A 22859-nucleotide genomic window follows, 5' to 3' on the forward strand; every position below is an offset into this window, starting at 1 on the left:
CCTGCTCCGCGTACGGCGCCAGCTGCGCCGCGCGCTCCGCGAGCAGCAGCCGGCGTTCGCGCTCCGCATGCTCGCCGCTTTGCGCCGCGAGCCGCTCCCGCTTCGCCCGCTCGCTTGCCAGCTCCGCAAAGCGCGCGTGCAGCGCCAGCTCGCCTTGCAGCGCTTGCTCCTGCTCGCCAAGCTGCCGCTGCAGCTCGCGCTTGCCCGATTCGCCTTCCGCCATGAGCTGGCGGTAATAGCCAATCTCCTGCTCCAGCGCTTCGGACAGCTGCGCCGCATTGAACAGCTCCTGAGCCAGCGTCAACGCAAGCTGGCTGTCTTCCCTGCGCGGCAAGTTATCCGCCGCCTGCTTCATGAAGTGGTCCACGCGGATCTTCGCTTCCTTCAGCTGGTCCCCAAGCTCCCGGTTCTGCTGCTGGAAGCGCGTCTCCAGCCGCTGATACAGCTCCGTCCGGAATATCCGGCGCAAAATCTCTTCTTTATTATCCGTATCCGAAGTGAGCAGCTTGCGGAATTCGCCCTGCGGCAGCATCACGATCTGATTGAACTGCTCCTTCGTCAGGCCGATAATCGTCTCCAGCTTGGCGTTGACGTCGCCGACCATAAACCGGTCCACCGCCGGAACGGCTTCGCCGCCCGTCAGCTCGTACAGCTCGGCTTTGCCGCCCGTCTCGCTTTTGTTCGTGCCCTTCCGGTGGGGAAGCTGACGGAATACCCGGTACATCCGTCGTCCCACGGCAAAATCCAGCTCAACGGCGGTATGCTTCTCGTCATCGGCGAAGTGGCTCCGCAGCATGCGGGGCTCCGAGCGGTCCTCGCCGCTTGCGGTTCCGTATAAGGCAAAGCAGATCGCGTCGAAAATCGTTGTTTTGCCTGCGCCGGTACTGCCCGAAATAACAAACAGGCGATGCTCCCCAAGCTCGCTGAAATCCACGGTCTCCGCATCGCGGTACGGGCCAAAGGCCGTCATCGTAATTTTGAGAGGTCTCACCCTGCTTCCCCCTCCTCTCGCAGCAATCCGCCAAACGTATCGGCGAACAGCCGTTTTTTCGGCTCATCGAGCGCTACACCCTTCACTTCGAGATAAAAGGATTCGAACAGGCTCACCGGATCGGCTTCGCTCCTCCGCACCGCCGTCTCCGGGGCTTCGGCATCCTCGCCAATGCCGCGAACGGCCGTTACCCTGCGCTCCACATGGAGGGCATTCGGGTAAACCGCCCGAACCTTCTCCATCGGGAACAGGACGGGGTTGTCGTTCAGCAGCGTAACAAAGACGTAATCCTCGTTCACCGGATGGGTCTCGATCTCTTCAATCGGACCGGCAATCCGCCGCATATCGCGCAGCGGCTTCAGCTCTCTTTTCTCAATCGCCACGTTCCCGTCCGCGTCCATCTCCACCACGAGGTAGCCTTTATTGTGATGCTCCTCGGAGATCGAATACTTGAGCGGAGAACCCGCGTAACGGATTTTTTCGCTGCCGACAAAATGCGCCTGATGCAGATGCCCAAGAGCGGTATAATGGAACGGTGCAAAATAATCCGCCCGCACATGCTCGGCTCCGCCAATCGAAAGCGGGCGTTCCGAGTCGCTTGTATTAGGCTCCGCCGCGCCCGTTGCCGTCACGAAAGCATGTCCCACAACGATATGTCTCGCAGCCGGGTCCATTTGCGAAGCAATCCGTTCCGTGATCGCGCGCATGGCTTCATCATGCGTCCGGATATTCTCGTCTTCGTAAGTAATCCGTACTTGAGCCGGGTCGGCATAAGGCACCAGATGCACATGCACCTCGCCAAACGCGTCCTTCAGCACAACCGGCTTATGTTCCGTTCTTAATCTTCCGGCGATATGGAGCCCGCGGCTTTCCATCATGGCCGTTCCGAAGTCAATCCGGTCCGGACTGTCATGGTTACCCGAGATCGCCAGCACAGGCGTATCCAGCCCAACAACGATCCTCTCCAGCAGCTCATCGAGCAGATCCACCGCTTCCGTCGGCGGGATGGCCCTGTCGTACAGATCGCCTGCGATAATAACGGCATCCGGCCGTTCGAGCTCTACCGCGCTTACAAATTGCTCCAGCACATACCGCTGGTCTTCCGTCATATATACACCCTGCACAAGCTTGCCTAAATGCCAGTCTGCAGTATGAAAAAATTTCACTCTATGAACATTCCCTTCCGCTACTCATGTACCTATCTTTTTCGATACCCGTAACCGTACATATATTCGCTTTTTTCTCCCGATTTCCTTCCTGAAAATATTTCCCCCAGGCCCTATCAATGGTACATTAGTAGACGGACTTCATAGATTGTTCATCGATTCAATTAGACGCCAAACAGGAGGATAACATGCAAACCGAACTAGAAGCACGGTCAAAACGGTCCTTGTTCAGCAACTACACGCTGCTCTTGGCCGTTGTATTTGGCGGCTTTCTCATATTTGGCTTTTCGGAAAATATAAAAGGGCCTGCCATCCCGCGCATGCAGGCCGATTTCTCGCTGAACGAAGCGCAGATCGGCATGCTGCTTGCCCTTAATTCTCTCGGCTATCTAATCGCTTGCAGCTTTACGGGGTGGCTGGTCAAAAAAATCGGCATCAAGCTGACGACCCTTATCGCCTTTGGCTCGATGGTCGTATCCGGCTTCTGCCTGTACTTCTCTATCAGCTATTCCACGATGGTATTGTCCTACTTTTTCATGTATATCGGCAACGGGCTTCTAGAGATCGCCCTTGCGATTCTGGCCGCACAGATCTTCACCCGGAATACCGGCACGATGATGAATCTGGCCCATTTCTTCTATGGGCTCAGCTCGATTGTCGCCCCGCTTCTGGCCGCTAATCTAATGGGAATTCATCTGTTTGGCGCAAGCTCCGAGCTGGGCTGGCGCGGCATGTACTGCCTGATGCTTTCGCTGACTTTGCTGCCGATGATTCCTACCATCTTGGCCAAGGCGCCCAAGCAGGAAGAGAAGCATGGCGAGCGTCTGTCGCTGCGCGAATATGTACGGGATAAAGCGGCTTGGCTGCTTGTGGGCGTTCTCTCCCTTGGCGTTGTATCCGAGATGTCAATCGGGAGCTGGCTCGTCAACTTTCTGGAGAAGGCCTATGACTGGAGCAGCGATACGTCCGCGGCTATGCTCTCCGCCTTTTTCCTCTGTTTTACCTTTGCGCGACTTGTTCTTGGTCCGGTCACCGATAAAATCGGCTATACGATGTCGCTCATCGTGCTGTCAGCCTTCTCCGGTCTTTGCTCGATTGCGGCTGTTATTCTCGGGGAGCCCGGAGCCTTCCTGTTTGCGGCAGCCGGCATCGGTATTGCGCCGATCTATCCGACGGTTATGGCTCTGATTGCCAGACGTTACTCGAAGGAAAGCGATACGGCTATTACGTTTACGGTGACTTTAATGGGGATTGCGACGGTTGCGGGGAATTATCTGATCGGGCTCATTATCGAGCTGTTCAAGGACGGCTTTGCGGAAGAGGCTCATCCGAAGGCCGGTCTCATTGCCGGCCTGCAAGCGGGTTATATGTTCATCGGGGCATGCGCCCTGTTGTGCTCGGTCATGTCGATTGCGTTATACCGTCATCTGAAAAAACGCGGTGCTCTGCTATGAGAAAACCTCTATCGAGGCCTCTCGACGATGAGCGACCGCGTTTATAGGCAGGAAGAGGCTGCCCCGTCAAGGGAGCAGCCTCTTCTTTTTGCTTAGTTTTCGGAAGACACAGTAAAACGTTCGTTAACATGCGCGGCATTCTCGGCTTCATCCACAATGGCGATCGCAAAATCCACGTAGCTGACATAGCTGTGACCTTTCGAATTCACAAGCAGATGGTCTTTGCCTGTCGTATAGGAACCCGTACGCGCTCCTGCCGGATCAAAGAAAGCGGACGGGCTGACAAAGGTCCATTTCAGACCTGCCGATTGCTTCAGATCCTCGAGGTTTTGACCTTGGTTCTTCGCCGTAGCAAGGAACATCTCGGGGAAATCAGGCGTGTTAAAGAGCTGAACCGTCTTGGCTTCGTCCACGTACAAGCTGCCTGCTCCGCCAATTACGATCAAGCGCGTATCCGTTCCGGACAAGGCATCGATCAAAGCTTTGCCGGCTGTTACATGCAGATGTTCCTGGCCAAGCGGAGCGCCAAAAGCGTTCACGACGACGTCAAAGCCTTGCAGGTCGGCTGTTGTCAGATCGAAAACTTCCTTCTCGATCACTTGAACGCCTTCCTCCGTTACCTTGGCACGGTTCCGAACAACCGCCGTAACTTCATGTCCGCGGCTAAGCGCCTCTTTCACAATAAACTGACCTGCTTTGCCTGTAGCACCTACAACTGCAATTTTCATATGAATAACCTCCTAATAAGAAATAAATTATTTGTTCTGATTCGTCCTGATCAGATCCGCGACCAGTTCCTCCAGCGTGATCTGCGCGAGAACACTCTCCATCGCATCCTGCGACTTCTTCAGCACGAGCTCCAGCACAACCTGAATGCTTGCTCCAACCGGACAGTCGGGATTCGGCCCTTCGTGAATATGAAAAAGCTGTCCCTCCTCGACGACATCTACCGCCCGGAAAATATCCAGCAAAGTAATCTCGCTCATTTCCTTGGTCAGATACGCACCGCCGGTGCCTGCCCGGACTTGAACGAGGCCAGCCTTTTTCAACTGTCCCAACAGCCGGCGGATAATAACCGGGTTCGTGTTGACGCTGCCGGCAATCCATTCGGAAGTGTTATGAGCGTCCTTGGAAATCTCCAGCAGCGATAAAATATGGACCGCTATGGAGAAGCGGCTGCTGATTTTCATGATTGTCACCTCCACGCTCCGAATGTTTTGGTTGATTGGGCTACGGTTGTTTCGGTTGATTGCTCCATGTAGTTTGTTCCTCGGATTAAATTTTCAATGGTTGGAACAAACGTACAAAGTCGCACTCAACTCGAAACAACACTCCGCTGGCCGTTTAAGTGCCTAAGACCAAACACAAGACCGAGCACAAGACCTAGTAAAAAACCGAACGCCAACCAAACACAAAGCCAATATTGTTGTGACAATTGTAGTTACAACTGGGGTAGAAGTCAAGGACGCTCAGTGTTGAGGCTACGGTTGTTTCGGTTGATTGGGCTACGGTTGTTTCGGTTGATTGCTCCATGTAGTTTGTTCCTCGAATTAAATTTTCAATGGTTGGAACAAACGTACAAAGTCGCACTCAACTCGAAACAACACTCCGCCTGCCGTTTAAGTGAACAAGACGAATAAAACCGAGACAAGATCGAGACAGGACCGAAAAACAACCTCCGCTGGCCGGATCTGATTGACAGGTCGTTGTAACAATTGTAGTTACAACAAAATGAAAAGTCAAGTCGCTTATAGCAAGCTGCTGCAAATTAGCTACAATGGATTCAGTCCAATGAAATCAAGAAATATGACTTAATTGGTTGCTTACATTGGATTTTATCCAGTAAATATGGACGTTTTGGCTTTACAATCGCTGATTTGGTTGATTATCCTGTATGCGATCCAATATAGCGCTTACTACGGACCCATATCGTTCAGTTTTACTGTACCAATTCCAACGTAAATCTCTAACGGCAGGCTACTTAAAGCCCATCCTACTTAACCAGAATTAGAGTATTGACAAAAATATTTTTATATGTTATAATATAATATTTTTCTATTTACACCATTCCCAAGAGTCTGTAATATAGTCACATGACCTCGGCCGGGTCCCTTCATTTTGTACGAGGAGTGTGACCTTTATGCAAGCCCAACTTGCCATGCTGTCGATAAGCGCCCCTGTAATGGGCACAATCGATACCGTTCATCCGGTTCTTATCCGGGACGATCAGCATCAAATTTTGCTGGATACGGGTTATCCCGCCCAGCTTTCCCAGCTCCAAGCCGCGATTGAAGCCACGGGCGGCAGTCCAGACAGGCTTACTCATATTATTCTTACCCATCAAGATATCGATCATATCGGAAATTTGCCTGAATTAGCCTCCGGTGCAGGAATCGAAGTATGGGCGCATCCGCTTGAGAAACCGTACATCCAAGGAAACAAAAGGCTTATCCGTTTCACGGACGAAGCTATTGCAAGCATCGACAAGATGCCGGACTCCGTGCCCGAATCGTTCCGCAACGGTCTAAAACGGATGATGCTGAATCCGCCCAAGGCTAATGTTGACCGGGAAGTAAGTGGCGGCGAGCTTCTTCCGCTAGGCGGAGGAATTACCATAATTGATACCCCGGGCCACACGCCGGGACATATCAGTCTTTACCACAAGCCTTCCCGTACGTTAATTGCCGGAGATGCTCTGATGGTGAGAGACGACGAGCTATATGGAGCTGATCCCGCTACCACATTAGACCCATTGACTGCCCAAGCTTCCATCGCCGGACTGCTTGATTTTGATATTCAGACCATCATCTGTTACCATGGCGGACTATATAACCGGAAGGTTATGGAGCGACTCGCCGAGCTTGCGGCACAATAATAAGAAGTTAATGGCTGACCATCGGGTCAGCCTTTTTTTCTAATGGGCAAAAGGATCTAGGCTTTATGATGGAGAATACTTCCAGAAACAATCGGAAAGGATGTTCCGCAATGTCATACAAACCTTCATTTCTGGAGATGCTTTTGTCGCTCCTCCTTCTCCTACTGGGTTTCGGCAGATAAGGAACTATCACACTCATGAATCATCTTTTCCTTATCGGACAGTATGGACATTTCGACTACAACAAATATAACAGGGATTATAAACACGATTTTTACGGCATTGAAGCTTGTCTATTCCGGAGCGAGCAGGATATTGAGAATCTGATCCGGGAATCACATATTGCAGGCTTTCGGATCGGCATTCATTTTCCGCTGCGGGCGGGGATTACCCCGCTTCGGGATCCGCTGCTTATCGCCAAGGAGGATAACGTAAGATCGGATGCCTACTCCATAGCGGAGCAAGAGCTTGCTTACATCCATTCGCGAATGCAGCCGGACTATGTGCTTTTTCATTATCCAAAGCCCGTTATTCTGGATGACCGCGCGGATTGGTCTAACTGGCGATTCGATAGCCGCATGGAATACGAATTCGAAAGCGAATATTCCTTTGCTGAATTTCGGACGTACAGCGATGCTTTATTTGAATGGTTGTCCCTTATGGGCACCAGATACGGATTTACGCCTGTCTTGGAATTTGACGCCCTGAACCGCTATGTCTATGAAGACGACTATTTGCATCGCAAGCTGGAGGAATATAGCAGCATCAAGCTTTGCCTCGATACCGCAAGGCTGTACATCCAGGACCGAATTGATCCTTATTTCCATGCCGAGACCATTCTTCGACGATATGCCAAGTATGCCGCAACCATTCATTTATCCAATGTGCAGATTGTTGACGGACAAATAAGGCAGAGCCGGATTCCCGTCCTTCCCGGTCAGCAGCCAAGCGAAGGCTGGGCTCCCATTGAACGGTATTTGCGGATGATCTCCTGCGAGAATCCGGATGTAAAAATCATGTTCGAGCATCGCTCGGAGCATGCATCCGATGAACAGCTTGAGGAGTGTTACCGCTGGGCTAGCCAGCTGATCCAAAAAAAGAGGTGAATGAAGCCCCGTCAGGGACCTTCATTCACCTCTTGTATTTAATAACGGAAATAATTCATCTCTTCCCCGTTTATTCTCGCGACCGATTGCCCCGGACTTGCGACAATCAGCTCAAGCAGATCCTGATGGCTGATGCCGGTATAGATTAGCTTGCCGCCAAGTCTTGATGCTTGCTGCAAGATGAATTCTACCCCGCCCATCCGCTCGGCGAACGCAGCCAGGCTGCCGATTGCAAGCTTTTCCGCTTCATCCCGCCCCAATATTTCGACCGCTGCCGCGGCAGGCTTTCCTTGCAAACGAACCAAATTATAGTCCTCAAGCTCCTCGAAGGTATAATGCCCATGCAGAAGAATAGAAACAAAACCATTTTGCACCTGACCATACAGGCCCGCTGCTCGCCTAATCCAAGTCCCTTTCGGAAGAACGCCGATAATCTCTTGCTGCTCGGCATGCTCCGGGACAGGGAACAACGTCAGTATCCGGTTTTTGTCGTACAGCACCTCCGTGTACTCGCTTTGATGCCGCGGATCCCCTTCTCTCCAGCCCTCCCCCGGATGGAAGAAATACAGCTGATTGACGCCTGTCTCTCCCGTAACCGGGAACGAGACCATCCACCGGATTTGCTCGTTATCAAACTCTTTTACCCGCTCCCAAATGCCGCCGGCCGCATAGTCCTTCGTCACATATGCATACGAATGAAGCGGAATTTCTTCCCCGGTATCAATTTTGATCATTTGTTTTGTGACCACCTCGGGCTGGTTGCGCTCCAGCGCTCTCCGGAGAGCATCCTCCGGAGCAGGATAGCAGAGGAAGCCCGCGTACTCCGTACGAGGCATACGATCTCCCAACGGAAAATCTCCAAATTGCACATAATCATGCAAGACGTTGCGGTCAGCAGGCGCATCATGCGGCCAGCCCCGGGAATGGGCACCAACCCAAGCGCCCTTCAGGTAAAAGAGCGCTCTCTCCCGCCACAGATAATCGAGCATCCCGGCAAGCTGCTGCTTTAACGCCGGCTCCGCCGTCAGCTCCCACGCGCAAGTAAACGCCTGAACCCAATGCCAGAACCATGGCAACGCCCCATACTCCGGCATTCCTTGGGCCGTTACCCGCTCCATGGTGCGCTTCAGGGAAGCGATACCGTCTTCGAGCAGCTCCTGGTCTTCATAGCGCTGTCCGAATATGATCTTGGCCGCGGTATATTTGGCCTCATGGTGATGAAACAGCTGCAGCGGCTTTCTGTAAAAGCCTCCTTCATAAATACGATGGAGCGCACGCTCGAAGGCCTCCTGCAATTCCGGACCCAGATGTTGTCCATAACGCGCATAGAAATAAACCATTAAGCTGCCCATCAGCTCGACCGGGAGCTCATGGGCTTTCGCAAGCTCAGGCGAAGGATTCAAATTCAGCGGAAAATGGCCATACAGCGGCTGATCCGGATCCTTTTGCTGAAGCTGCAGCACCCGTGCAAGCACGCCTTCCGCTTTCTTTTTCGAGTCGGCCGGATTGTTCAGTAGGGATTGAATTTCTTCGTCCACCGCTGCCGCAAATAAATAGGAGGCATAATAGAAGTTATCCCGTATATCGTGATGGAACCATAATCCGCTGGCGAGCATAGGCAAGCTCTGTGCCGATAAGGCTGCCGCCTTAATGATCTCTATTTGACGCTGCTGTTGTCCGTTCATGAGTATCGTTTACTCCTCTCTATCCCGTAAAAAGTTCATTTATGTTTATTTTAGTTCATTTAGTAGAAATAATCATTAATAAAATTGTATTTGAACCTAACTACACATCCAGTAACTATGGACGAGACGACAAGCTAAGTTTAAAATAATGGCAATACCAATGAGAACGGATGAGCATGAAATGAACCATTTACGCCGATACGAGAGTATTATGGAGGTTCTGCTGACGCAGAAGGAAGTGACGGTTGCGGAGCTCAGCGAGCGGCTGAACGTAACGGGCAAGACGATCCGGGAGGATCTGACGAAGCTGGAGGAACAAGGCCTTGTAAAACGGGTTCATGGCGGCGCCGTGCTGGCAAACAGCGATCAATTCGGCATTCTTCCGGTGAAGGAGCCGCTCGCGAAGCATGCCGACGAGAAAACCGGCATTGCGGAAACCGCGATGAGGTTTATCTCCAGCAATGACATTATTGCGCTGGACGGCGGCAGCACAACCCTTGAGATCGCAAGGCGGCTGAACGATTTGACGGTGACCGTCATTACCAACGATGTATACATCATCAGCGAGCTGGCGGGAAAAGAAAACGTCCGGCTCGTCGTCCCCGGCGGTTACCGCGTCCGCAACGTTCTTGCGGGTCCGGAAGCGGTCGCTTACGTGCGTAACCTGAACATTAATAAAGCGTTTATTTCCGCTACCGGCGTACATCTCGAGCATGGCTTGTCCGTCTATACCGGCGACTTGATCGATTTCAAGCAGGCTTTAATGACGACAGCCCGGGAATGCTACGGAGTTGCCGACCATCATAAGTTTGGCCACAGCGCGCTTCGTACGTTCGCGAGGTTATCCGAGCTGACGGCTCTCCTAACCGATAAGGGCCTGCCGGAAGAAACGGCTGCCGCATTCCGGGCAGCGGGTGTCCGGTTGGAGATTTGAGAGCGTCACAGCAACTTCCATTACGATCACTGTTACAATTACCGTTATCGCCTCCATTGTCTTCGTACGTTGGAATTGCTCCAACGAAAGCAAGCTAAATGGAAGGCTTTGAAAGGCTATAATGGATTTACTCCAGTGAAAATGGAGAAATTCAAACAGCATTGCTCATAGGAGCTGATTTTACTGTAGTGAATCCAACGTAGAACGCATACTTGGGCAAAAACGCCTCCTTTTACTGGACCAAATCCAACGTAGCTCTGAGTCCTTCTCCTGTGCAATAACCAAAAATAAAAATCGCCAGCCGAATGCTAAACAGCAGCAGGCTGGCGATTTTTTATCAGTTGAATCCGCCGTTCACGCGAAGCGTCTGTCCGGTAATCCAGCGGGCTTTATCGCTGACGAGAAGTTCAACGGCATTGGCGATGTCGTCAGGCTCCCCAAGGCGCCCAAACGCGTTCATGCGGCGGAACGAATCCACAAGCTCCTCGGATTTGCCGTTCAGGAACAGCTCGGTCGACACCTGCCCTGGCGCGATGCAGTTGATGATAATATCTTTTGGGCCAAATTCCTTTGCCAGCTGACGGGTTAACTGTTCAACAGCCCCTTTGGTAGCGGCGTAGACGCTATATGTCGGAAGCATCGCGCCTGATACGGAGGTAGAGAAGTTAATAATCGTCCCGCCGCTTGCCATATGCTTCATCGCTTGCTGGCAGGCGAAATACGTCCCTTTCACATTGATCATGAACTGCCGGTCGAACATTTCCTCCGTTACGTTCATAATCGGCGCCAGATCCATAATCCCCGCATTATTCACGAGAATATCCACGCGTCCGAACCGCTCAAGCGCCTCCGAGAACAGTCCCTCCACATCGCTGACCTTGCCGATATTTCCGCGGATGGCAGCAGCTTCGCCGCCCGCTTGCTCGATTAATTGGACAACCTCGTTTGCTTTCTCTTCGTTGGAGGAATAATTGACAACAACTTTCGCGCCGGCTTCGCCGAGGTGAATGGCGATTTGGCGTCCGATTCCTCTCGAACCACCGGTGACAATTGCGACTTTTCCTTGTAAACTCATTATTCATTCGCTCCTTTATGTTTCGGATAGTTAATTGGAGTGGCTACAACATTGATTATAAGGAATGCAAGGGGAATACCATTAGAACAGAACCGTTCAATCCTTGCCTATTTCTCTTCGCGAATGAAAGATAAGCTTAGTATAGTGAAACTCGCGCATTTCTATTTTAAAATAAAAGCAATCCCTCTTCGGAAAGGAATTCACAAGCCATGGACGAAACCTTGCGAACGGAGCAGGCTTTGCGGCACTTAGCGGACTTGATCCTGCGCCATGCTCCGTCAAGCGGCACGTTTCCTACTTCTGTTCCCAATCTGTCATTGATGCATGCCGACCATTTGTCGGAACCGCTGGAATCCGTCTATAAGCCCTCCCTTTGTCTTGTGGCGCAAGGGGCAAAGACGGCTACTCTCGGAGATGAAACGTACCGGTATGACCCGATGACTTTTGTTGTTATTGCTGCCGAACTGCCGATTATAAGCAAAATCGTGGAGGCTTCGCCCGAGGTCCCGTATTTAAGCTTAAAGCTGAGCTTCGACCCCGATGTCATTCTCGATATTGTAAAAGAAAGCAGCAGCGCCTCTGCCTCACCTTCCGATGCCTCACCGGGAATAACAATGAACCACACGTCTCCAGGCTTGCTCGAAGCCGCCGTCAGGCTTGTTCAGCTGCTGGATACGCCGGGGGACATTCCGGTTCTCGCACCGCTTATTATCCGCGAGATCCTGTACCGCGTGCTGCAAAGCGAGCATGGCTCGCTTATCCACTCCTTCGCTATGGTTGGCAGCCATTCGCATAACATTGCGCAAGCGATTCGGATGATTAACCGGCAATATGCGGAGCCGCTTGTCATCGAGCAGCTGGCCAAGGAAGCAAGCCTCAGCACCTCGGCTTTTCATAAACATTTCAAGCGCGTAACGTCAATGAGCCCGCTGCAATATCAGAAAACGCTGCGCCTGCAGGAAGCAAGACGCTTAATGCTGACGGAAACGGTGCATGCTTCGGAAGCCGCCTTCCGCGTTGGATACGAAAGCCCGTCCCAGTTCAGCCGCGAATATGCCCGGATGTACGGACGGCCGCCGATGCTCGATATTCAAGAGCAGCGCGCTTCAGCAATAACAGGGCCATGACGATCAATCGTCATGGCCCTGTTGTTTTTGGGGATAATTAGCGCGCTTCGGTTTTTTGCAGCATTACGTTCAGCACATCTTCCCAATGCAGCTTCATCTGCTCCCTCGTAGCCGCATGATCCAGATTTTCCTGATGGAAGCTGACGGTTGTTTTCTCCGGATGGCTGGAGATGAGCCGGATTTGCAAGGTCGAAGTCTTCTCCCAGCCGGGCTTGGTCCACCTCAGGCGCAGCTGCTGCCGAGGCTTCACAATTCGCAATTCTCCCGATATCCCTTCAGCGCTTTGAAACGTCTCGCCAGCTTCTATCGCTAAGTTCTTGACGTTGCCAATCCATAACCTCAAGCCTTCGGCCGAGGTGAGAAATGCCCAAGCTCGCTCAGGGGAAACAGGCAAGGTCCTGCGAACCCCGATCTGAAAACCGGCCGAGGCCGTTTTACCAACGATTTTTTCGGAATATCCCATTCTTCATCCTCCTCGAATTTATCGGCTTAGAGCACGTACGAACAAATCGACGCTGGATTCCGCAAACCCCTCTCTCGTAACCTTTGTAACGGCCTCGGCCGTATACAGCCGCGAGATAAAGGCCCCGTAATTCATCCACATAAATGTGATGGCCTGCGTCTCCGCATCCGTGTCGATCATTTTGTCCTGTCTTTGCATTTCCTTAAAGTAATCCATCAGAAGCTCGAGCAAAATCCGGGGATGCTTCTGCGCTTTCTGCCTGATGCCGGCCAAATCATTGTCCGCCAGAACGATAAGAAACAGCTTGCGGTTGCGCTCCATCACCTCATGATACATTTCGCTTACAAGCAGCAGGTCTGCCCGCATATCCCATACCACTTCTTCTTGAAAAATCCGTGTCATTTCCATGGAATAATGGAAATAGTCAACGGCCTTTTCGAGCAAATTCAGCTTATTGGCGAAGTTCCGGAATAACGTCATCTCGCTAACGCCTGCCACCGCGGCAATCTCTTTGGTGGATACGCCTTTATAACCCTTCTCCGCCATCAAATCAATCGCGGCCTGCATGAGTTTTACCTTATTATCCAAAAAAGCTCACCCTTACCTGTCTGTATGTTAGTACTCACTAACATTTGTTTTAAGAATAGTCGATTTGGAAAGAGATGTAAACATTTATTCCGGCAATCGCTGCAAAAAAAGCCGTTGCTCCTTCCGCCCGGGGCAGCTGGAGCAACGGCTTTTTGCTTTTTGTGCTGTTCTTATTTGCCCTTCGCAGCCAGGAAGGCGTCGAACTGCTTCTGCTTCTCGGCGATGACCTTCTCGACACCGGCGGATTTCAGCGCCGCGACATATTCGGGCAAGACCTTGTCGGTGTCGACCGAGCCGGTCTCCAGCGCCTTCTGGTATTGCTTGATGACGTTCGCGAGCGCGCCGACCTCCGCCTTCACGGAATCGCTGTTGAAGACAAAGCCGAGACCAGGCGACGGCTTGGCTCCCTCGTTGAACGCCTTGAACTGCTCCCACTTGTCTGGCGCTTCGGTGTTCCACACGTGATTGAGGAACTGGTTGCCGAGTTCCCAAGCGACGCCGGGGGCGTATTGGCCGGATTTATCGGTAGGCGTCATGACGTCGCCGCTGAGCGTGTAATGCACCCCTTCGATGCCGAAGTTCAGCAGGTTGACGATATCCTTGTCGGTGTGAAGCAGGTTAATGAACATCATGGCCCGTTCAGGGTTCTTGGACGTCGTCGAGACCGCCAGCATGGCACCTGCCGTCTCGGAAGTAGAGACCGTTTTGCCGGTCAGATAGATTTGGTCCAGCTTCCCTCCGATGCCGGCCGCATTGGCGATTTCCGCCGCCTTGCCGGGCTTGAGCGGCTCGATCGTCGAGAAGACGTTGCCGCCCTTATAGGCGTCGCCGCTCGAGAGCTGCGTAGTCGCGGCGTCCTTGTTGATATAGCCTTTCTGGAAGAAATCGCGGGCGAGCTTCAGATAACGCTTGTAAATATCGAAGTCCTCCATCATCTTTACCGTCGTGTCGCTGTCTTCCTTGGAGATGACGCCGGGAATCGTGCCGTCGCCTAAGGAGTCGAATTCGGTCAGCTGCCCGAACGACCCGCCTTGCATATAGAGAGGAGTCATATCCGGTTTCTTTTCCTTCACCACCTTGTAGATGGCGTCCAGATCCTCTGCCGTCTTCACCGTGCTCATGTCAAGGCCCAGCTCATCGGCAATATCCTTGCGGTAGACGACTCCGCCTGCGAACGCGAGCTCCTTGTTCGTCGGTATGCCATAGTTTTTACCGTTGATTTTGGAGCCCTCGAGGAACGATGGATCAAGCGAGCTGACAATCCCTTGGCCGTATTTGTCCAGCAGATCGCCAAGCTCCTTATAGGCGCCCTTGGCGACATTCTTCGAATAGCCGTTCCACTGCGCCGTGAATAGAATGTCTACCGGCTCGCGGGAGGCAATCATCAGGTTCACCTTGTCGTCCCATGCCCCCCAGTCGATCGGTGCGATGTCGATGGTGGCGTTGATTTTCTCCGTCAAAATTTTGTTCAGAGCATCCTCCACCATCGCCTCGTCCGCCTGCGGCGGCCCTTCGTACACCAGCTTCAGCTTGTAAGGCTTGAGATCGGCTGGCGCGTTCCCGCCGTCATTCGCCGTCGCACTGGCTCCGGCGTTGCCGGCAGACGCTTCATTGCCGCCGGAACCGGATGGCTGGTTTTTGCTGCATGCGGACATGAAGAGGGCGATAACGAGCAGGGGCAGGACAACCAGCGAAATTGTTTTTCTCGTCTGCTTCATAAAGAGATAGACCTCCCAATAGTTGATTTGTATGCTTAACCGGATTGCCGGCTACAGCCAAATGCAAGGCAGATCGTTCCGGCGGGATAGCCGGGAAAGGAAATTAGCCCTTCACCGCGCCAACCGTCAGGCCGCGGACGAAATATTTCTGGAAGAACGGGTAGGCGAACACGATCGGGCCGATACCAACCACGACAAGGGCCATCCGCACGGTTTCGCTGGGAAAGTTGAACATGCCGCCCGCCCTGGCAATCTCGGCCGCAGCCGTCGGATTGCTGGAGAGATACTGAATATTCGCAAGCATTTTGTAGAGCAGGTATTGAACCGAGATGTTGTGATCGTTGGTGATGAAGACCAGGCTTAGAAACCAGTCGTTCCAATACGTCAGCGTCTGGAAGAGCGCCACCGTCGCCAGTACCGGCATGGAGAGCGGAAGAACGATGCGGATGAAAATCCGAAGCTCGCCGGCTCCGTCGATCTTAGCCGACTCCAGTACCGCAGCGGGTATGGTCTCCTTGAAAAAAGTTCTTACGATCAGAACCCAGAAGGAGGACACCAGGAGCGGCATAATGAGCGCCCAGAGCGTATCCTTCAGATTCAGCATCTGCACGTAGACGAGATACCAGGGAACAAGCCCCCCGGAGAAGAGCATCGTAAAGAAGACGAAGAAGGTGAAGAATCGGGCGTGCGGAAATTGGCTGCGCGATATCGGATAGGCGTAAAGCGCGATGATCAGCATGCTGAGCGCCGTGCCGACGACCGTAACCGTAATAGAGATTCCGTAGGAATACGCGATCTGTCCGATGTCCTTGTAAAGGAAGGCATAGGCGGCCAGATTGAACTTCTCCGGAATGAATCGGTAGCCGTGCGTCAGGACGGATTTCTCGTCGGAAAACGATACGGAAAGCAGCAGCAGCAGCGGGATGACGCACAGGGCGGAATAGAGGATGAAGAAGATATTGATGCCGCTTGAAGCTGCGGCGGACAACCGGTTTTTCGGATTCGAGCCCGCAGTGGTTTTGTCGGAGATGGCAGCCATCCGGTTCCCTCCTAGAATAGAGCGTTGTCGCTGTTGATACGGCGAACGACCCAGTTGGATAGAAAGACGAGCGTGAAGCCTACAACGGATTGGAACAGCCCGGCGGCAGACGAGAGGCCGATGTCGCCGACGGTGAGGAACGTACGGTAGACGTAGGTGTCGATAACGTTCGTCACGGGGAACAACGTGCCGGATTCCCGCGGAACCTGGAAGAACAGTCCGAAGTCTGCGTTGAATATCCGGCCGATTTGCAGCAGGGTCATGATGGTGATAACCGGCATAATGAGAGGGATCGTGATATTCGTCATCTGCTGCCATTTGCTGGCTCCGTCGATTGTCGCCGCCTCGTAATATTCGTCGTCGATGCCGATAATCGCCGCCATATAAACGACCGTATAGTAGCCCATGCTCTTCCATGTATTAATGAGCGGCAGGACGAACGGCCATACCTCCTTCGTGAAGTACCAGCGGACCGAGTCGAGACCGAGGGCAGGCAGAAGCGTGCCATTCAGATAGCCGTGCTCATCGCTCATGAAGCCGTATACCAGGTAAGCGATGACCGTCATCGAGAGGAAGTACGGCAGGAACATGATCGTCTGATGCAGCTTGGACAGGAAACGGTTCTTCATCTCGTTCAACATAAGGGCGAAAGCCAGCGGGAAAATCAGATTAAGCACGATGAACGCTGAATTGTACAGCAACGTGTTGCGGATGATGATGTACGAGTCGCTGGATTGAAACAGAAATTTGAAGTTGGTAAGTCCCGCCCAGGGACTGTTCAGAATACCGATATCGAACCGGACCGACTTGAATGCGATTACAATACCGAGCATGGGGATGTAATTGTTGAAAATGAGCAGCAGCACCCCGGGAAGCAGCATCAAATAGAACATCCAATAGTTTCGGATCAGGTAGGTGAGCGTCCTTTTCCGCGTCCCTTTCCGCGTCTTGGCTCCCGTCGCTTGCAGCGGAGCCGCTTCCGCATTGGCCATGTTAGGTCCTCCTTGTCTATCGACTATGGCTATAATCGTACACAAAAAAAGACACCGCACTCTAGCGGCGTCGTTACCACCTTATTGCTCCGGTGACATTTTTACCGAACATTCTGGTATTTCTTGCGGTAATCTTGCGGCGTCATTCCCGTCGAACGCTTGAACTGCTTGGAGAAGTGGGAGAAGCTCGCATATCCAACGGATATCGCGATATCGCTGATTTTATGGTTCGTCAGCTTGAGCTCGGATATTGATCTTAGCATGCGCCGATCAACCATGTAGTCGGTAAGCGACTTTCCCGTCTCTTTGCGGAACAGCCGCGACAGATAGGCGGGGTTTAAATAGACATGCCTCGCGATCTCCTCCCGGTTCAGGTCATGCTGCAGGTTCTCTTCGATGTACGTCTGTACCTTGGCGATCGTATTGGACACGTCCTTTCCCTGTTTAACCAGGCAGTCCGAGGCTTTGGCGGCAAACTGGATCGTCCATGCCTTCATGGCGCCGAGCGACTTCATCGCGTTCTCGCCGCTGTGCCATTCCTCTTCCGCATACACCGTTTCCGCGGGTACGGAGCGCCGCTGCAGCACCTGAAAGACGGTGTGGACAAGCCCGAAATAGTAGCTGACCATATAGGCATGGTCGACCTGGCCATACTTGAGGCGGTCGAACAAATCCTCGATGTGGCGCTTCAGCTCGCATGTCTTGCCCTGCTCGATGAGCGCCGACCATTCCTGAAAATTCGGCTGGGCGGTAATGGACTTCTTCTCCCGCTTATAGTCGGATAGACGGAATACCCGGCCGGTCTGGCAGACGTTGGAGCGCTCCAGCTCGCCGAGGCTCTGAGCCCCGAACCGCAGCGAGGCGACGGGAGCTTCCTCGCCAATGTAACAGGAGACGACGGCGTACAGGTATTCCGAGCATTTGCGGATATATTCCGCGCACCGCTCCTCAAGGGTACTCTCGTCTTCCCCCGACGGCTCGTAGAGGAGGGCGAAGAGTATGCCGCCTGCGTCTTGAATAACGTGGCCGGAGCGGTCTCTCAGTATAATGTCCGCCGCGGCGTTCTTCAGCGCGTAGGTCATAATTTCTTCGTCGCGCGCGTTCCAATCCTGCGTCCACTGCTCCACGCTGATCAGGAGCGGCTGTACGCGCTTGCCGATGTCAAGCGGAATGCCGTACAGCTCGAACAGCGGCTCTAGCTTGTCCGCCGAGGCTGGGATGCGCAGTCCCAGAACGTCCTGCCACAGGCGCTCGACGAGCAGCGGAAGCTGGCGGTTCCACTGGTCGAAATAGTAGGCATACGTCTTAAGATACGCCTCCTCCTGCTCGCGCCTGCGAATCGCTTCGACGGCTTTCTCCACGCAGCTCTTCAGCACGTCATGATCGACCGGCTTGAGCAGATAGTCGAAGCTGCCGAGCTGGACGGCCTGCTGAGCGAAATTGAAATTGGCGTGGCCGGTCAGGAAAATGGTCTCCGTTTGAGGCGAAGTCTCGTTGACCCAGGCGAGCAGAGTGATGCCGTTCTCCTGCGGGATGTCGATGTCGGAGATCAGGACGTGAATGGGGTGCTTCCTGAACACCTGCCGTGCCTCCTCGGCATCGTATGCGGTAAAAATATTCGACAAGGGGAGGGATGACCAGTCGATACCCTCGACAATACCGCGGATGGCTATATCCTCGTCGTCCACTACAAGCAGGTTGTACATCGTCATTCTCCTTTCGGTTCCGGAAGCTCGGGCTCTGTCGATACCGGCAGTCTGATCGTGACGGCCGCCCCGCCTTCGTCTGTATTTCGGAAATCGACACGCGCGGCACCGTCGTACCGCAGCTTGAGCCGCTGGATGACGTTGGCAATGCCGAGCCGGCTCGAATCCGCGGAAGGGAGACCCTGTCCCTCGTTCAGCCGCCGCAGCACCTCCTCGGGAAAGCCGCCGCCGTTATCCTCCACGGTAATTTGCATAAACGCCCCCTCCTCCTCGAGCAGCTCGCCGCGGATCCTGATCTCAAAAGGCTTGCGATGATTGACGAAGCCATGGATGATCGCATTTTCCACGAACGGCTGGATCGACAGGGCAGGCATCAGACTGCCCTTCATGCAGCCCGGAATGTCGTATACGCTGCCAAGTTTGTGCGGGAAACGGAACTTCTGGATCTCGAGATAGTTCGCGATATGCTTCAGCTCCTCCTCAAGAGTGATCAGCTCCCGGTTGGCCCGCATGATGAAGCGGAAATAATCGCCCAGATGGAGCGCCATCTTTTTCACCGAATCGGTATCCTTCAATGCCGCGAAATTATAGATGATGTTCAGGCTGTTCATATAGAAATGAGGGTTGATCTGCGCCTGCAGCTGCTTCAGCTCGATCTTCTGAGCCTTTAGCTGCTCCTCGTACATCCCGATTCGAAGGCTCTTGATCTGCTCCGCCATATTATTAAAGGTGTTCGCGAGGAAGACGAACTCCAGCGTGTTGTTTGTCCGCAGCCGAACGTCGAGCATGCCGAGCGAAATTTTCTTCATGCCGCTGATCAGCTGCTGCAGCGGCTTGAACAGCGTACGCCTTATGAAGAAGAGGTAGAGGGAGAAGATGAAGATGACGCCAAACGCCATCGCATACGTCAGCAATTGGAAATAGGGAAGGCCTTGCAAAATATAACTCTCGGGAATTAGTATGCTGGTTGTCATATCGGCTACCTCGCTGGGCCGGTTCATCATCAGGTACCGCTTGCCGGTCTCCCCGTCTTTCACGAACCGGTACGGCGCGTTCTCGCGGATCAGGTCTGTCCGATTCAATTGCACATGGCTGTCCGTTCCCTGTCCGCCTAGACGGGTGCCGTCCGAGCGGTAGATGGCGGCTTCTCCGATATCGCCGTGCGACCATTGAATCGACAGCTGATTGGCAATCTCCGACATGCGGATAATCGCGCCGACGTACAGTCCGGTATCAGGGACCTCGCTTACCTGCACGAGAAAATTGCCGCCCTCGATTCTCCGGTCGTACCACAGCAGCCAGCGGCCCGGCGTGCTCTCGTCCACGATGCGCCGGACGTTATCATTTAAGACGTTCTTGAGGATGCCGTACTGATTCTGGGAGCTGGTGCTCAGGATGAGTTCGTTGGAGTTAAAGAGAAAAATGGTGTCGATCATATTGTATAAGCCAATGTCGCGGTTGATTTTAAGCTGGATGCGAATCTTGGTCAGGACGTAGTTGTCGCTGCCCGGAGGGAAGGAATTGAGCACGCCGACGTCGGTATCGTAGACGCCAAGCTTGTTTAAATAGTTCGTAATGTCGTTCAGCGTCCGGTCCGTATGGTCGGCGAAGATATCCAGCGTATTCCGGTAGGTCTCGGTTACCTTGTCGCGGACGACGTTTTTGGCGTACAGGTTATTGCCGATGAAGAACAGCACGCCGGGGATCATAACGACGAAAAAGCTGATGATCAGCTGGGTCTTAATCGATAGCTTCAGTAAGCCTCTCCTCCTGCCCGGAAAGATATGTTCAGTCTATCAAGCGAAAGCGTTTTCAGCAAGGGTAGCATTAGACCTATTCCCCCTCACCCATCAATCCTCCTTAACATCCGTATAAAAAAACAGCCAAGCATCTCGTCTAACAGATGCTTGACTGTCTCTATCGATATTTTTAAGGCGTCACCGGAAGGCCCTTGCTCTCCCTCATCAGCTGGAAGTAGACATCCGGACGGACAAATACAACGTCAGCGTTATCTTTGTATAGATTCATAGCGTTGATAAAGTTCTGATAGCTGACCTGCCAAGGGTTGGCCTGTATGGAGACGAAGGATGGCGACTTGCCGTCCCATTTCTCGACACCGTCGGCAATGCCGCTTGTCAGGTCGCTCTCCGCGCTGCCGTAGGCCACGTTTAACTCCTGGCCCGGCATCGAGTTGCCGTAAACCCCGATCGTGCCGGTACCGAACTGCGAAGTAAATCCGAGCAGCGACGGAGCATGCTTGGCGAGCTTTTCGGCTACCTCCGGCTTAATCTCGCCCTTCACGTAATTCCACACCGTCAGAACGTTTAGACCCGCTTGCTGCATGTAATCGTTCGTACGCTCGATAAAGGGGTCGAGTCCGTCTTCCTTCTCCCAGAAGTTCGGGTACGTGTAACCCACGCCGGACGGACCGGAAACAAAAGCATCGTTAGGCGTAGCGTTTTTGTACAAATAATCGAGCAGGCCCGGCATCGTATCGACCATCAGCGGCGAGATCGTCCAGCCAAGCGGCACCTCTCCGCGGTTCGGCGTATTCCACACGTTCCAGAAGGCATGCTCCATGTACTGCAGGTTGTCGCCGTCACTCAATATAAACGAGACATACACTTTATTCTCGAGCTTCGGCTTCACCGGCGCCTTCGGCATCGTTATCGACCGCGAAGTACCGCTGAGCACGCTAAGGTTCGAGGAGAAGTCGCTGGCCACCGTCGCCAGTCCGTAATCCGACGTCTTCTTGACGCCCATCCCTTCATCCGGCCACCAGCCGAGATAGAGTCCCGTCCCGTAAGGCATATCCTGCAGGAACTTATCCAGCAGCGCCGACTCGCCCTCATCCGCCGGATTCAGCCAGACCACCGCGGCGTCCATTCCCATTGCATAGTCGCGAAGATAGGATTGGATGCCCGGGTCCAGGCCAACAATCGCTTTATGCGTCGTCTGCTTCCAATAGTGGTCATACAAATAACCGTAGACCTCCAGCTTGGAGCTGAATTTACCGCGCAGGTCCTCCAGGATTGGCAGATTATACGGCGCGCCTGTCAGCTTATCCACGAGGGATGGCGGAGCGACAATGGCGTTTTTTAATCCCGCAATCGTAGTTGCCAGATTAATCGTATCCGGCTGCTGATCATCGTAGACGATGAGCCCCTTCAGCTCGGACCGGTATTTGTTCAGCAGCTCCCAGTTATCCTTCACCTCGGCATATTTCAGCCCCAAGTCATCCAGCAGGGCGGTACCGGTAGAGCCCCGGACATTGTCCGTATACGAATAAATGCGAGGCTTCGTCTGATTCACGACACCCTTCAAAGAGGTGAACAATAAGTTCTCGTCTTTGCGGAGCGGCCAGAACACGCCAACATCAAACAGCTTCAGCGTGGATTTGCCGGTCCATAACACCTTGAACTCCAGCTCATGCCCTTCTCCCGGCGCGTTAAAAGAAAGCTCAAAGCTTTGCGACGCATTCGGCAGCCGGAAATCCCAGTTGCGGACTTCCATCGAGGCAAGAACGGCATCCGCCGTCTGATCCCGAACCTCAAGCGTGGCGACAACGCCATCCTCATCGGCAAAATTGCCGACCTGCATATTAAACGCGGCCTTTATTTCTCCCGCCGGTATTTCCTTGCGTCCCGTTACGTCCAACATCGCCTTGCCGGCAGCATCGCTTCCCGCATCCGCCAACCAGCCGTCTCCGTCCGCTTTGCCCGTGTCATGCCCAAACGCTTCGTTCTCGGCCTGATAGTAATAGCTGTCTGTCGTATAGATGAGATCAAGTGTTTCGGCCGGGGCCTGAAAAGTTGGCAAAGCCTGCTTGCTTGGCCAGCTGACCCCTTCCTTCTTCTCCGGCCATGCCAGATACGAGGATACGGCAGCGACGAGGATAACCGCCAGGGAAATGCTAATGATTTTACCTTTGCCCTTCACT

Annotated in this window: 19 protein-coding genes; 5 read left to right on the forward strand and 14 right to left on the reverse strand. The window is 53.2% G+C overall.

Features of this window, described 5'->3' with window-relative positions:
- Positions 1 to 991: AAA family ATPase (locus PGL01S_RS06960; RefSeq protein WP_164775400.1), on the reverse strand; the 991-nt coding region annotated here is incomplete at its 3' end.
- Complete coding sequence (locus tag PGL01S_RS06965; protein WP_127492858.1) at positions 988 to 2157, reverse strand: exonuclease SbcCD subunit D; 1170 nt, start codon at positions 2155 to 2157, stop codon at positions 988 to 990. The genes PGL01S_RS06965 and PGL01S_RS06960, both read right to left, overlap by 4 nt.
- Before the next feature lie 188 nt (positions 2158 to 2345).
- On the opposite strand from PGL01S_RS06965, the gene PGL01S_RS06970 reads away from it, so the two are divergent.
- On the forward strand, positions 2346 to 3611 hold the full coding sequence (locus PGL01S_RS06970; RefSeq protein WP_127492860.1) for an MFS transporter: 1266 nt from the start codon (positions 2346 to 2348) through the stop codon (positions 3609 to 3611).
- A gap of 92 nt (positions 3612 to 3703) precedes the next feature.
- Here the strand turns inward: PGL01S_RS06970 and PGL01S_RS06975 are convergent, their stop codons facing one another.
- A complete protein-coding gene (locus tag PGL01S_RS06975) occupies positions 3704 to 4339 on the reverse strand; it encodes an NAD(P)-dependent oxidoreductase (RefSeq protein WP_127492863.1) in 636 nt (211 codons plus the stop codon).
- A gap of 27 nt (positions 4340 to 4366) precedes the next feature.
- The gene (locus tag PGL01S_RS06980) at positions 4367 to 4801 is read right to left on the reverse strand and encodes an Rrf2 family transcriptional regulator (RefSeq protein WP_116394308.1); all 435 of its coding nucleotides are present in this window, start codon (positions 4799 to 4801) and stop codon (positions 4367 to 4369) included.
- A 950-nt stretch (positions 4802 to 5751) separates the two neighbouring features.
- Between PGL01S_RS06980 and PGL01S_RS06985 the strand changes: the two genes are divergently transcribed.
- Together PGL01S_RS06985 and PGL01S_RS06990 are read left to right on the forward strand one after the other, a co-directional pair.
- The gene (locus tag PGL01S_RS06985) at positions 5752 to 6486 is read left to right on the forward strand and encodes an MBL fold metallo-hydrolase (protein WP_127492865.1); all 735 of its coding nucleotides are present in this window, start codon (positions 5752 to 5754) and stop codon (positions 6484 to 6486) included.
- A 197-nt stretch (positions 6487 to 6683) separates the two neighbouring features.
- Complete coding sequence (locus PGL01S_RS06990; protein ID WP_127492867.1) at positions 6684 to 7592, forward strand: sugar phosphate isomerase/epimerase; 909 nt, start codon at positions 6684 to 6686, stop codon at positions 7590 to 7592.
- Positions 7593 to 7630: 38 nt separating this feature from the next.
- On the opposite strand, the gene PGL01S_RS06995 is transcribed toward PGL01S_RS06990, so the two are convergent.
- Positions 7631 to 9277, reverse strand: a complete 1647-nt coding sequence (locus tag PGL01S_RS06995) for a hypothetical protein (protein ID WP_127492870.1) — start codon at positions 9275 to 9277, stop codon at positions 7631 to 7633.
- Between the two features lie 181 nt (positions 9278 to 9458).
- On the opposite strand from PGL01S_RS06995, the gene PGL01S_RS07000 reads away from it, so the two are divergent.
- Positions 9459 to 10211 carry a DeoR/GlpR family DNA-binding transcription regulator gene (locus tag PGL01S_RS07000; protein ID WP_127492872.1) on the forward strand — a complete coding sequence of 251 codons (753 nt, stop codon included), beginning with the start codon at positions 9459 to 9461 and terminating at the stop codon, positions 10209 to 10211.
- 337 nt (positions 10212 to 10548) lie between these two features.
- On the opposite strand, the gene PGL01S_RS07005 is transcribed toward PGL01S_RS07000, so the two are convergent.
- Positions 10549 to 11286 (reverse strand): SDR family oxidoreductase, encoded by a 738-nt coding sequence (locus PGL01S_RS07005; RefSeq protein WP_127492874.1) that lies wholly within the window; start codon positions 11284 to 11286, stop codon positions 10549 to 10551.
- A gap of 209 nt (positions 11287 to 11495) precedes the next feature.
- On the opposite strand from PGL01S_RS07005, the gene PGL01S_RS07010 reads away from it, so the two are divergent.
- Entirely contained in the window at positions 11496 to 12413 is a 918-nt protein-coding gene (locus PGL01S_RS07010; RefSeq protein WP_127492876.1) for an AraC family transcriptional regulator, read from the forward strand.
- Positions 12414 to 12450: 37 nt separating this feature from the next.
- Here the strand turns inward: PGL01S_RS07010 and PGL01S_RS07015 are convergent, their stop codons facing one another.
- From PGL01S_RS07015 to PGL01S_RS07050, 8 genes are all read right to left on the reverse strand, one after another.
- On the reverse strand, positions 12451 to 12876 hold the full coding sequence (locus PGL01S_RS07015; RefSeq protein ID WP_127492878.1) for an SRPBCC family protein: 426 nt from the start codon (positions 12874 to 12876) through the stop codon (positions 12451 to 12453).
- Between the two features lie 18 nt (positions 12877 to 12894).
- Positions 12895 to 13443: a TetR/AcrR family transcriptional regulator gene (locus PGL01S_RS07020; protein WP_127493176.1), complete on the reverse strand. Its 549-nt coding sequence runs from the start codon at positions 13441 to 13443 to the stop codon at positions 12895 to 12897.
- Positions 13444 to 13634: 191 nt separating this feature from the next.
- Positions 13635 to 15182 (reverse strand): ABC transporter substrate-binding protein, encoded by a 1548-nt coding sequence (locus tag PGL01S_RS07025; protein WP_127492880.1) that lies wholly within the window; start codon positions 15180 to 15182, stop codon positions 13635 to 13637.
- A gap of 103 nt (positions 15183 to 15285) precedes the next feature.
- The gene (locus tag PGL01S_RS07030; RefSeq protein WP_127492882.1) at positions 15286 to 16221 is read right to left on the reverse strand and encodes a carbohydrate ABC transporter permease; all 936 of its coding nucleotides are present in this window, start codon (positions 16219 to 16221) and stop codon (positions 15286 to 15288) included.
- Positions 16222 to 16232: 11 nt separating this feature from the next.
- Positions 16233 to 17213 (reverse strand): ABC transporter permease, encoded by a 981-nt coding sequence (locus PGL01S_RS07035; protein WP_127492884.1) that lies wholly within the window; start codon positions 17211 to 17213, stop codon positions 16233 to 16235.
- A 101-nt stretch (positions 17214 to 17314) separates the two neighbouring features.
- Positions 17315 to 18919 carry a response regulator transcription factor gene (locus PGL01S_RS07040; protein WP_127492886.1) on the reverse strand — a complete coding sequence of 535 codons (1605 nt, stop codon included), beginning with the start codon at positions 18917 to 18919 and terminating at the stop codon, positions 17315 to 17317.
- A gap of 2 nt (positions 18920 to 18921) precedes the next feature.
- Complete coding sequence (locus PGL01S_RS07045; protein WP_127492888.1) at positions 18922 to 20628, reverse strand: sensor histidine kinase; 1707 nt, start codon at positions 20626 to 20628, stop codon at positions 18922 to 18924.
- Positions 20629 to 20848: 220 nt separating this feature from the next.
- Positions 20849 to 22858: a GxGYxYP domain-containing protein gene (locus PGL01S_RS07050; protein ID WP_127492890.1), complete on the reverse strand. Its 2010-nt coding sequence runs from the start codon at positions 22856 to 22858 to the stop codon at positions 20849 to 20851.
- Position 22859: the final 1 nt, after the last annotated feature.

The sequence above is a fragment of the Paenibacillus glycanilyticus NBRC 16618 genome, from assembly GCF_004000805.1.
GTDB lineage: Bacteria > Bacillota > Bacilli > Paenibacillales > Paenibacillaceae > Pristimantibacillus > Pristimantibacillus glycanilyticus.